The sequence below is a fragment of the Salinivibrio sp. IB868 genome (genome assembly GCF_001995655.1).
Classification (GTDB): Bacteria; Pseudomonadota; Gammaproteobacteria; order Enterobacterales; family Vibrionaceae; genus Salinivibrio; species Salinivibrio siamensis.
In genome coordinates this window covers 56,110-68,746 of the sequence record NZ_MUEW01000001.1, presented here as the reverse complement: position 1 = coordinate 68,746, position 12,637 = coordinate 56,110, and the positions used below count along the sequence as shown (strand labels likewise).

Sequence of the window (12,637 nt, the reverse complement as noted above, 5' to 3'; positions counted from 1 at the left end):
GCTACCATGCTTTCATTACACCAGCGTTATCCAATGATTATCCCATCGTACTGGCGTCATCTGATAATCGGGATGATGTGCGCTATCAAGGGTCACCATTTTGCCGCCCCCTGAACTTAAGTTGATCACATCACCGTCACGACTGGCACCAGAGGCATCCACTAATGGATGCAAACCTATCATTTTTTTCGTGTCTAATGACCAGACACCGTAGCAATTGCCTCTGGGTGAGGTCGCCACCACCCAGCCATTGAGTGTCGCGATACTCGCCACATAGTTGTTAAATCGAGCCCATTGCTCAGGGGTAGCATTGAGCATTTTCATCGGCTCACCACGACGGTGAATGGCCACCAAGGGGGCATTATCCTGACCATGGTATTGCTGCCCCGTCACCACATAGCCCTCATCTGACACCATCAAATGACGAATACTCAGCTTTTTATTGGCTAATTCAGCACGCTCAACCACCTCACCCGTGTCGATGTCAATGTACACCAACGCCGGTGACATTGAATCAATGTTTAGCACGGTGCGGCCATCGGTATGCATGCCACCGACCCCCACCACCAGTGTGTTCGCATCCGCCAGCGCGATTTCATGAGGACCAATCCCAAAGCCGCTTATCTCACGCACTTTTTTCACCTGGCCGTGCTCGCTCAGTCGATAAACACCGACCACGCCCTCGCTGGTTTGACGTTTTCCTTCAGTGGTATATAACCATTGACCATCATCAGAAATCACACCATGGCCGTAAAAGTAGCGTTCTGCGCTGGCCATTACCTGTGATAACGTCACGCCACGTTGATAATCAAACACCTGCATAAAATGACCGGGCCGACGCGCAAATGCCACACCCAGTGTCCCAACCTCGCGACGTTGGGCGGCGACACCATGACCGCGCGCGGGTAAAGGAAGACGGAAGACGGGCTGTCCCATACGGTCAGCGCCGACAACCGCGAACGTTCCATCACTGCTCAGCGCGCAGCCGAGTAGCTCACAACGCGCTGACGTGCTGTTGCCACGACAACCACTCAACGCATTCACCACGGTAGGCAGCGCCGCTCCCATCAGTGCCGCTTTTAATAAACGGCGTCGCTTTAAACTAGTCTCCATCTGATGCATTAAACCCGACGATAATACCTAAATCTTGCGCGACCTGACCGCCAAGCACCAATTTGAGATATTCTAGATTGTTGTAGACGGTGAGCATGTCTCGATACCCTGCGACGCTATTTAGCCTGTCAAATAAGGGTTCACCATCTTGTGGCACGCTGTTATATGCCAACTGCCAATGCTCGCTGACACGATCCGCGACCTCATCATAACCTCGCTCACGGAGGGATTGTTCAATGCCACCCTCAGCGTGATATTGGGTTTGCATCGCTTTGATGCTTTGGCGTAACAATGTGAGAGAGTGCCGTGAGCGCCACGCTTCACCTTGGTAAGGGTTAGGAAAGCCCGGTTTACCCAGAGGGCCAGACAGTTTCTTCAGCACATAATCCAGCTGATGGGTCAACGCACCGAGCTTTTCTGATACCGCCATCGAAGGCGGCATGCCATGCCAAGGATTTTGCTGCCAAGCCGCATTGAGCGCAGATGCCGTTTGTTGCAAGCGAGCACTGACCGCCATCGCCACTTCACAGTGTTTCGGTTGACTTAAGTCAGCTTGCTGATCATAAAGCAACCACTCCATCGCGCCGACGCCTTGCACGGCCACACTTTGCTCGGCCAATGCCTCCGCGGTCCACTGTGTTTCACTGGCCAGCAAGGCATTAATTTTTCGCCCTGTGGTATTTTTTTTGTCAGGATAAAACTGAATACGCCAACTTTGCGCCAAGGCGTCCTCAGACCCTTTTTCTACCCCTTGTAACGGCATCCAATTGGCCATCACCGTCTTCCACGCTTGGCGCGCATCATCAATGGGCGTACCCTGAGTACAGACCGATTGCGTGGTCTTAGCCAGATCCGTGGTCGCAGAAAGAAACTGCTCACTTCGCTGCTTTTGTAGTTGCCATAGGCCGTGATTAGGCCCAGTCTCAGTTTGAGATAAACACCCACCGAGTAATACCGTGGCGCTCAGAGAGAGCGCGGCGATAGGATTGAGTCGAAAACGCATGCGACAAGACTCCAGCATATTGTTGTTATAATGAACGTAAAAACGCGATCAAGGCGTCACGCTCAGCTTTCGGCATCGCCAGCACACGCTGTTTCGCACTGGCGGCTTCGCCATCATGCCATAAAATGGCTTCCATGAGGGTACGCGCGCGACCATCGTGTAGATAGGTGGCATCCGCATTCACTTCTTTGGTATACCCAATGCCCCATAGAGGCGGTGTGCGCCACTCTCTGCCGTTGGCGATAAACTCTCCACGATGATCCGCTAGCCCCGCTCCCATGTCATGCAAAAGCAAGTCTGTATAGGGGTGAATACGTTGCTCGCTGAGCGCCTGAAGCGCTGGACGCTTTGCAGTGGTAAAAGACGCCACATGACACGCATTGCAGCCGGCTTGAACGAAGGTATCTTGTCCCTTTTTCACTGCCGGATCCTGCATATTGCGACGTGCTGGCACAGCCAAATGACGGGCGTAAAACTCTACAAACCCGAGGATATTGTCGCTGACTTCTGGATCACCACCATTGGGCATCTCGTCGCACACAGACTGTGACGGCATACAATTGTGATGAGGAAACATGGAGGTGGTTAATCCCACATCGCCATTGAAGGCCGCGGCGTTTTGTTGGTTAACCGTGGGTAGCCCTGCTTTCCAACCAAACCGGCCAAGCGCAGTGCGTTGTTTTTCGATATCCCACACTTGATTTGGTCGTCCTGAGATCCCATCGCCATTGGCATCATCAGGATCAGCCAGGGCGTAAATGTCTTCCGCAGGAATGGATTCCAACAGCCCCAATCCAATCATCGGAGGCGCAATCCGCGCCGACATCTGAACATTTTCTGCCATCGGCCCATAATTAAGATCGGTGATCGTTAAACGTGGCTTACGCAGAGTGACAGTCTCACCATCGGCAAAGGTCACGGGGACCGCAGAATAGGTAATGGCGACCTTTCCTTCTGGCTTCGCGCCTGGCAGTGCAAAGTCTTGCAACTGACCCCCATAATTTGGCTCGGGAATATTGCCATATTGGATCAATTTCTGCCGCTCTGCTTCGCTCATTGCCGGCACACTCAATCGCACCAACATAGACACGGCGTTGGTATCGCCAGGAGAAGGCGGATGCCCACGGCCGTCTTTAATATGACAATTTTGACAGCCATTGGTATTGAACAAAGGGCCAAGCCCATCACGCGCATCGGTTGAAGCCGGCGAACTCACCCAGGGGTTACGAAAAAAACTGTTCCCGACACTGAAGTCGATGCGCTCGCTCATGGGTAGGTTAGCGGCAGGTTGGGAGAAAGCGTTGGCACCTTCTTTAATCACCGTGGTGCGGCCACCAGAGGTGCGTTCAAAAGCAACCGCTGAAGCGCTCACCAAGGCACTGATGCCGATTGCACCGAGGTAAACAATGACTTTGGACTTCATGTTGTATCCTGACAAAGCAAAAAGCCCCGCGGCACGGGGCTTAACATCATTAGCGGACAATTAGAATTGATGGTCCGCGGTATCTGGGTTGAGATTATCAATGCCGATGATCTGAGCGGCTTTCTCAATGTGTTTGGTTTGGTCAACCAGTGCGGTAATGGATGCATTGACGAGTTGGTTACCGTCATTGTTGCCCGCCGCTATCAATTGATCAAAATGCACATTGTCTTCTTCCGCTGACACAACCAGCGTTTTGACTTGCTCACGCGCTTGGTCAAAGCTTGTCTTGATCGCGCTTGCCGCGTCAGTATCTTTGTCTTTGACCAAGTCGAGCACTGATGGCCCGGTCAATTTGCTGCCATCAACACGCTGATAGGTTCCCATCATGACATTATAAATGCCTTGCTCGTTATAAAAATGCGAATTGTGGGTATTATCAGAGAAACAATCGTGTTCGTCTTCGGTCGAGTTGGCTTCCAATGCCACCTTCATGCGCTCGCCGGCCAACTCGCCCAACGAGAGTGACCCCATACCAAACAGCATCTTACGTAAACCGTTCTCGCTCGAATCCGCCAATAGCGTCGCGCGATAGTTATCTTTATTACCTTCCGCCCACTGGTCGCGCATCCAGGCTAAATCATCCACCAAAAGATCAGCGGCCGCTTTCAAGTACTCGCGGCGACGGTCGCAGTGGCCGTTCGTGCAGTCTTCCCCGTAAGCAAAGTCAGAGTATGGGCGCTCGCCCGCACCTGGGTTAGTGCCATTTAAGTCTTGCCCCCACAGCAAAAATTCAATCGCATGATAACCGGAAGCAACGTTGGCTTCTGACCCACCTACCTCATTGAGACTTGCCAACAGTTTTGGCGTAATGTCAGCCACGTCTAAATCGGTCGCACCAATTTGAATACTCTGGTTGGCAATAATGTTTGCTGTCGCACCGGCATTCCCCAGCTCTGCTTGGTAACCGTCTGCCACATAATCAATCAAACCTTCATCCAATGGCCACGCGTTCAGCTGTCCTTCCCAATCATCAACAATCGCGTTGCCAAAACGGAACACTTCTGACTGCTGATAAGGGACTCGCGCGTCTAACCATGCTTTTTTAGCTGCCTGAAAGGTTTTTTGAGAGGGGCTGGCAGTAAAAGCCTCAATGGCCTCATCGAGCGCGACCGCTGTCGCGTGGGAGTCTGCGAATACCGCATGCGCGATATCAGCGTAATGTTCAACAACGTCTTCTTGCGTCGCCGCATTAACACCCAGAGGTGCGGCAAATAAGGAAAGCGCGATAAGGTTACGCTTAAAAGGGGTCATTTCCATAGTACTTTGTCCTTCGCTTTGATATGAACAGTTATGAGAACTATTATCGTTTGTATGCGAGAGATTCTAAGCATTATGTTACTAAATGCAACAAAGAATTGAGGCTATTATCAAAGCTGTGATCTCCACACTCTAAGCATGGTTTAATGCAACTTGTTGCAACGCTGATCCGACCTCTTGACTGCTTAAATTGATGACTATGTGGCACTTTTTGCGCCTGCTCACTGAAACAGCTAAAAATAACAATAAATTAGATTTAATTTGAACTCTAAGGGTTATAATAGACTGAAAGCACATTGATTATTTGATAGTGAAAAAAACCATAAAAAGTCGATTTTTCTCTCGATGCCTTTGCACTCCAACCGCGGGTATTGTAAGTTTCGTTGGCGATTTTTTCTGGTGGAGGTGAGTAAATGGAAAAACACGAAGAAGTACTGGTTGCGCTGCGGCAAATCATCCGCGCAATAGACCTGCATTCACGAAAACTTAACAAAGTATCCGGGATCACTGGCCCCCAACTTGTCCTAATGCGTGCGATTAAAGAGCTGGGCCAAGTGACCATTCGTAAGCTCTCGACCCATACCAATATGAGTCAGGCAACGGCAACGACCATTCTTGATCGTCTAGAAAAGCGCGGGTTGATTTTGCGTGTTCGCAGTGAGCTTGATAAGCGTAAAGTGCATGCCCACTTGACCGAGCAAGGGGAAGCGGCGTTAGAACAAGCACCCAAGCCCCTACAAGAAAACTTTATTTCACGCTTTCAAAGTTTAGATGAGTGGGAGCAATCGTTATTGCTGTCATCGGTACAACGTATCTCTTCGATGATGAACGCCGATGATATTGATGCGGCACCGATGCTAGAAGTGTCTGCCCTCACCTCACATAATTCGCAATTCCAGGCAAAAAAATAATGGTCTCCGGCGGGTAAACAGGATGTCTCCACCGGTCCACCTGCCTACTACGGCGTATTAAAAGAAAGTGGCGTATTAAAAGCAAAGGACGTTCGCTTTTTGTCGCCATCAGTCATGCACTGGCTCTGCATGCGACACCCAGTCGCACCATTTACCGTATAGCAGTTTCCACTCATCCGTTATCAATGCGCCATATTGCCCCTATTCCGTCTCCAGACAATCAACAAAAAAAGACGGCTAATAGCCGCCTTATGGATTGAGAGTCAGTCGGTTACACGCTGTTATTTAAGGTACATTGTGTCCTTTTGACGCTACCCAGATCCGATACCATTGCTCACGCGTGAGTTTGAGGTCGTAAGCCGCTTTGGCTGCTTTGACACGTTCAATATTGCCCGAGCCAATGATCGGCAAAGGTTGAGACGGATGACGCATCACCCAAGCATAAATCACCTGATCGATCGTCGCACCACCGAGCTCTTCGCCAATAGCATGCAAGGTATCACGTACCCGCACAGCCTGCTCAGACTCGCCGTTAAACATCTCACCACCTGCAAGACAAGACCACGCCATCGGTTTAATACGCAAGCGCTGCAACTGCTCCAGGGTCCCGTCATGGACCACATCAAAACGTAGCGGGTTGATTTCAACTTGGTTGGTGACCAAGGATTCATCCCAACGAGACTGAAGCAGGTCGAACTGTGCAGGCGTAAAGTTAGACACGCCAAAGTGAGCCACCTTGCCATGATGACGCAACGTGGTGAATGCTTCAGCCACTTCATCCGCATCCATCAACGCGTCAGGACGGTGGATCAGTAACACATCCAGTTTTTCCACGCCCAAACGAGACAATGAGTTATCTACCGACTCCAAAATATGCCGGTAACTGGTATCGTAATGGTTGATTTTGCGGTTTGGAGCCGCTTCACTGACCAACTTGATATCGCACTTCGACACCACTTGGATATCGTCCCTCACGCTGGGATCAAGCTTCAGCGCTTGGCCAAACAGTGTTTCACAGCGGTAGTCACCATAAATATCCGCATGGTCGACCGTCGTCACCCCCAAATCGATATGCGCCTTAAGAAAGCTTAAACGCTGCTGCGGTGTCATTTGCCAATCATCCAGTCGCCAGTAACCTTGCACCATGGGCGAGAAAAACGGACCGACCGGAGAAATAGATGTCGCTTTAAACTCTGACAAAACGGATCCTTTATGCCGAGAAGTGGAGCTATCATGCTAATCCTATCTCCCGCCACCCTCAATGCCTTATCGAGCATTTTGTTAGCCTAACAGTGCGTTCGTTTGTTTTCGCGCAAAGGACAGCACTGTTTGGGTGTTAAATGTACGACAAGTGTTTAATTTATCACCAACACTTGGCGAATGCGGTGAACTTCGTTATCTTATGTCGCGCAAAAAAAGCGAAAAGGAAGCGAAAATGCTTATTCGACGCATGGAATTGCGTGATTGTGACGCGATCAATACGATTTATAATTATTACATTACACACACTGCCATTACGTTTGACTTGTGCCCATGGCAATTAGCTGAACGTAAACAATGGTTCGCTCAGTTTGATCCGTCCTCCTGCTATCAAGCCTGGGTGGCAGAGCAAGACCAACAAATCCTTGGCTTTGCTTACAATACGCCTTTCAATCCCAAGCAGGCTTTCCACATCGCCTCAGAAATCACCATTTATGCGGCCCCCGATGCCGGTGGCCGTGGGGTTGGCTCGGCATTAATGCAAACCTTGCTTGACGGAATGCGCGATAAGGCCCTGCGCCGCGCCTATTCTCTCGTCACGCTACCCAACCCAGCGTCATTGGCATTGCATCGTCGCTTTGGCTTCCAACAAGTTGGACAGCTAAATGATGTCGGTGAAAAATTTGGCCAATACCACAGTGTGGCAATGCTAGAGTGCGACCTAACGGTTTGAGCATGTTATTTCCCTATCGAATAAGCCCCCACCTCCACTTTACGCCAGTAAGGTGCCTTGATTTGATGCCGTCATAACGACGTTTCAGGAGTTTAGTAGTATGAAAGTTCGCACCAAGGTTTCTGCGGCGATCATCTCCGCCTGTGTTATTTGTATTGTCGCCACCGCCGCGGTGTTGGCAAACCGAACCACCRCACTGTTTGGCGATGAAATGCGAGAGCAGGCGATTAGCCAGCTTAAAGCCGTACGCGAAGCCAAGCACTCTGAATTAACCAGTTATTTTTCATTTATCGGCCAGCAATTAACCTCAATGGCCGACTCCACCATGACCGAAAATGCGGTGACCTCTTTTAGCCAAGCTTATCGACGCTACAGTCGTGAAGTCCGCACCGATAGAGCGGCCCGGCGCGCGCTGCAAGACTACTACACCGACACTTTCGGCGATGTTTACAAAGCGCGCAATGATACCAACGCCAATGCACGCTCCAACCTCGCAGCGCTAGCCCCTGCCACGCGGACACTGCAGCAATTTTATATCAGCGGCAGCCCCCATCCTTTGGGCGAGAAAGACAAGTTGGTGACAACCAACGATGGCTCCACGTATGACAAGGTGCACACTCAATATCATCCCAACTACCATCGCTTTGCCGAAACGTTTGGCTACCAAGACATCGTGTTAGCCGATGCCAATGGCCGTATCGTCTATTCAGTGGCCAAAGAGATTGACTTTGGAACCAGCTTATTTGCTGGCCCCTACGCTACCAGCGGCATGGGCGATGCCTTCTTAGAAGCCATTGACGCGCAAGCCGGTGACATCAGCTTTGTTGATTATCGCCCTTACTTTCCCAGCTACGATGAACCGGCCTCATTTATCGCCACCCCTATCGTCGAAAACGGCGAAACGCAGGGTGTACTTATCTTTAAATTGCCGATTCAGCGTTTAAGTGGCGTGATCAGCGGTCAAGGCCAATGGCAATCCGCAGGCTTTGGACAAAGCGGCGAAATGTTTATGGTGGGGCCTGATAAAGTCCTCCGCACCGAAGCGCGCGCTTTACAAGAGGACAAATCTGAGTATTTACACTTGTTGCGCACCAATGGCGTCAAACCCGACTTGATTCGCCGCATTGAGTTCACCGATACCGCAGCGGGCCAAATGCCGATGGCATCCCAAAGCATTGCGCAAGCACTGGCCGGCGAAACGGGCACTGGCAAAGAGCAGAGTTATCGCAACCAAACCGTCTATACCGCTTACTCACCGATTGATGTCTTCGGCAAGCGCTGGGCACTGGTCAATCAAATCAGTCAGCAAGAGGCGCTATCACAAGTCGCTGCCATGCAAGACACTATTTTAAAAGCGACGGTTATTACCTCGTTGGTACTTGTTGGCGTGGCGATCGTAATTGCCTATATTCTCGGTGGCAATATTGCCAAACCAATGATTGCGGTCACTACACGGATCAAAACCATTGCAGAAAATAAAGATTTAACCCAACGCTTACCTGATAGCGGTAAAGATGAAATGGCACTGCTCGGCCGCTCGCTCAATGACATGTTCGCCAGTTTCCAACAGGTGATTCAAGAGGCGCACCAAGCTTCTGGGTTACTCGGCCAAGCCTCTAACGACATTAATCAAGACGTGGTCACTATGCGCGATAGGGTCGCCGACCAAGTCAAGCATACCCATCAAGTTGCCTCGGCAGCGACAGAAATGGCCACTTCCGTCACGGACGTTGCCCAATATGCAGACCAAGCCTCCACCGCGTCTGATGACATCACGCAAGCCGTCAACACGGGCTCAAAAATTGGTGACGACCTGGTTGAGCAAATCCGCACCTTGTCATCGAGCATGGATGCTGCAACAGCGACCATGGGTCGCTTATCGCAACAGAGCGAAGAAATCGGTACCGTACTGGATGTGATTCAAGCCATTGCCGAGCAAACCAACTTGTTGGCACTGAATGCGGCGATTGAAGCGGCGCGCGCGGGCGAGCAAGGCCGCGGGTTCAGCGTGGTCGCCGAAGAGGTACGCACCCTCGCCTCACGTACCCAAGACTCGACCGAAAGTATCCGCGATAAAATTGCCGCATTACGTCAAGAGACGCAGTCAGCGGTGGCAGATATGGATACCACCAGCCAAACCGTCGACGCTTGTGTGGATTATTGTCAGCAAAATAACGCCGCACTGGTTGATATTGCCAACATGGTCACCGAAATCAATCAGATGACCTCACACATTGCCAATGCCACCCAGCAGCAAACGCAAGTGACGACAGAAATCAGCGAAAGCATCTCTGATATCGCGCAATCGGCTGAAACCGTCTCACAACGCACGCATGACACCGCAGAAACCGTCACCGGCTTAAGCCAACGGTCAGCACGTCTGGCTGATACTATCGGTCATTTCAAAACTGAGTAAATACTCACGCTACCTAGGGAGGTCATCGCACCTCCCTGCTTTTCTCGCTGTCTGTCTAGAAACCACCCATTACGCCTTACTAGCTAGACACACGCTCACCATTTGTTCAAATTTCATCCCCTTTTCTACGCACTTTTTATCCGCCGTGACTAGATTCAAAACGTGAGGTAGGAAGGAGTGTCACGATGAGAATCAGTAATAAGATCACGCTCGCAATCGTTGCGGCATCATTAACCTGTGTTTTAACTATTGCGGCTATCTTAGCGTTTAGAACCATCGGCTTATCATCACAAGCACTTGATAAGAAAGTAAAATCGCAACTAACGGCGGTGAAAGCGTCGAAAAAGTCAGAAATAAGTAATTACTTCAAGTTCATTGGTGATCAAATTAATACGCTGTCAGACTCCACCATGACAGAAGATGCACTGGCACAATTGGCACAAGCGTTTAACACCATCGCCGCAGACACTGCCAACTCCCCTAGCCAAGAGAGCCAACTGGCCAGTTATTATCGCAATCAATTCGGCGCGACCTATCAAGAGATTAACGATACATCCACCGACGTAATGGGAAGGTACAATCAGTTACCTGATGTAGCTAAACGGCTGCAACACGCGTATATCAGCGGCAACCCCCATCCATTAGGAAGTAAAGATGCCATGGCGAAAGCCAACGACGGCAGTGTCTACAGTGAGATCCACAGCGTCTTTCATCCCAACTTTCAGCATTATTTAAAGACCTTCGGCTACTACGATATTTTCCTGGTCGATAATCAGGGTAATATTGTCTATAGCGTTTACAAAGAGCTGGATTACGCGACCAACCTGTTAACCGGCCCGTATTCAACCAGTGGCTTGGCTGATGCCTATAAAGCGGTACGCAAAGCGCCTCAGGGTGAGCTGGGCTTTATAGACTTTCGCCCTTACTATCCCTCCTACGACAGTCCGGCTTCATTTATTTCGAGTCCAGTTTATAAAAATGGTCAGCAGATCGGGGCGTTGATATTTCAAATGCCGATCGATCGTATCAGTGAGCTCATTAGTAATAATGGTCAATGGGCAGAGTCAGGGATGGGCACCAGTGGTGAAATATTATTAGTTGGTCCCGATAACCTATTACGCACGCAGCCACGTCTGTTGAGTGACGATAAAGACGCCTACCTCAGTGCACTAGAAAGCCAAGGGCTCAATGCCGATACCATTCACCGTATTGATTATCAAAACTCCGCCGCTGGTAACCAACCCCTCGATAACCCTGCGGTAAAAAGAGCGCTACGGGGAGAGCAAGGGTTTGTCACGCAAACGAGCTATCGTAATACTGAGGTACTGGCTTCTTATTCACCCATTGACGTTTACGGGGTGACATGGGCGGTGATCAGTCAACAAGACACCGATGAAGTCTTTACAGCCATTACCAAATTACGCACAGACATCGGCGTTGTGACCGCGTTTACGGCAGTGCTGCTAGGCAGTCTCGCCGCACTAGCAGCGTATTGGTTGGGTAAAAGCATTGGCGCGCCTATCTTAAAACTCGCCACCAGTATCAAACAGGTGGCAGACAGTAAAGATTTGACGATCACGTTGCACCATACCAGTAAAGATGAGCTCTCGACGTTGGCTGACAGCCTCAACGAAATGTTCCAAAGCTTCCGAGACGTGATTCAAAAAACACACGACGCGTCAAAAACCTTGTTGTCATCAGCCAACGATATCAGTGATGACGTAGTGGCTGTACGTGGGCAAGTGGACGAGCAAGCCAAAAGCTCGAACCAGGTCGCTACCGCTGCCACACAGATGGCCGCCTCCATCAGCGAAGTATCAGAGCATGCGAGCAATGCCTCTGAAGCGTCTGACACGATTACCCAAACCGCCAATGAAGGCAGCCAAAAAGGCGAAGCCTTGGTCAGCCAAATGCAAACACTCAAAGATCATATGGACAAAGCCACCCGCTCGATGGAGAAGCTATCACACGAGAGTGAGTCCATTGGGTCGGTGTTGGATGTAATTCAAGAAATTGCCGAGCAAACCAATTTGTTAGCCCTCAATGCGGCGATTGAGGCGGCCCGTGCTGGTGAGCAAGGACGCGGATTTGCTGTGGTCGCTGACGAAGTGCGTTCTTTGGCGACACGAACCCAATCCTCTACGGAGGAAATTCGTGCCAAGGTCGACGCCTTGCAACAGGAGACGCGCGGTGCCGCCGATGGGATGACCCAAGCCAATGACGCGGTGACCCAAAGCGTTGAGCATTGTCACGAAAACAACGACAAGCTGGGGCAAATCAAAACCATGATTGAGCAAATCAACGAGATGAACATGCAAATTGCCACCGCAGCCAACCAGCAAACGCAGGTGACCGATGAAATCAGCCAAAATGTCAACACGATGGCACAATCGGCCGACCATGTTTCAGAGCGGACGCGCAACACTGAACAAACCGTCAATCACTTACGTGAACATGCCCGTACCCTGGAAGCGCGGATCAGTCACTTTAAAACCGACTAAAACCCAAAGGGGTCGGCCTC

At 50.6% G+C, this 12,637-nt stretch carries 9 protein-coding genes; 4 read left to right on the top strand and 5 right to left on the bottom strand.

What is annotated here, in order from left to right; genetic code table 11:
- Window positions 1-15: 15 nt before the first annotated feature.
- The 4 genes from BZG20_RS00300 to BZG20_RS00285 are packed head-to-tail and all read right to left on the bottom strand — an operon-like array spanning window position 16 to window position 4,850.
- Entirely contained in the window at window positions 16-1,113 is a 1,098-nt protein-coding gene (locus BZG20_RS00300) for a DUF1513 domain-containing protein (protein WP_077577753.1), read from the bottom strand.
- Window positions 1,103-2,116: an imelysin family protein gene (locus BZG20_RS00295; protein ID WP_158010006.1), complete on the bottom strand. Its 1,014-nt coding sequence runs from the start codon at window positions 2,114-2,116 to the stop codon at window positions 1,103-1,105. The genes BZG20_RS00300 and BZG20_RS00295 overlap by 11 nt, the downstream gene beginning before the upstream one ends.
- Window positions 2,117-2,141: 25 nt before the next feature.
- Entirely contained in the window at window positions 2,142-3,539 is a 1,398-nt protein-coding gene (locus BZG20_RS00290) for a di-heme oxidoredictase family protein (RefSeq protein ID WP_077577751.1), read from the bottom strand.
- A gap of 60 nt (window positions 3,540-3,599) precedes the next feature.
- Complete coding sequence (locus tag BZG20_RS00285) at window positions 3,600-4,850, bottom strand: imelysin family protein (RefSeq protein ID WP_241828710.1); 1,251 nt, start codon at window positions 4,848-4,850, stop codon at window positions 3,600-3,602.
- 419 nt (window positions 4,851-5,269) lie between these two features.
- On the opposite strand from BZG20_RS00285, the gene BZG20_RS00280 reads away from it, so the two are divergent.
- Window positions 5,270-5,767 (top strand): MarR family transcriptional regulator, encoded by a 498-nt coding sequence (locus tag BZG20_RS00280; RefSeq protein WP_046073151.1) that lies wholly within the window; start codon window positions 5,270-5,272, stop codon window positions 5,765-5,767.
- 285 nt (window positions 5,768-6,052) lie between these two features.
- Here BZG20_RS00280 and BZG20_RS00275 read toward each other — a convergent pair whose 3' ends face one another.
- On the bottom strand, window positions 6,053-6,913 hold the full coding sequence (locus BZG20_RS00275) for an aldo/keto reductase family oxidoreductase (RefSeq protein ID WP_077577968.1): 861 nt from the start codon (window positions 6,911-6,913) through the stop codon (window positions 6,053-6,055).
- Between the two features lie 289 nt (window positions 6,914-7,202).
- Between BZG20_RS00275 and BZG20_RS00270 the strand changes: the two genes are divergently transcribed.
- The 3 genes from BZG20_RS00270 to BZG20_RS00260 all read left to right on the top strand — a co-directional run bounded on the left by BZG20_RS00270 (window position 7,203) and on the right by BZG20_RS00260 (window position 12,617).
- Window positions 7,203-7,700, top strand: coding sequence for a GNAT family N-acetyltransferase (locus BZG20_RS00270; protein ID WP_046073797.1), 498 nt, complete (start codon window positions 7,203-7,205; stop codon window positions 7,698-7,700).
- Between the two features lie 100 nt (window positions 7,701-7,800).
- Window positions 7,801-10,116, top strand: a complete 2,316-nt coding sequence (locus tag BZG20_RS00265) for a methyl-accepting chemotaxis protein (protein WP_077577749.1) — start codon at window positions 7,801-7,803, stop codon at window positions 10,114-10,116.
- A gap of 185 nt (window positions 10,117-10,301) precedes the next feature.
- Window positions 10,302-12,617 carry a methyl-accepting chemotaxis protein gene (locus tag BZG20_RS00260; RefSeq protein WP_077577748.1) on the top strand — a complete coding sequence of 772 codons (2,316 nt, stop codon included), beginning with the start codon at window positions 10,302-10,304 and terminating at the stop codon, window positions 12,615-12,617.
- Window positions 12,618-12,637: the final 20 nt, after the last annotated feature.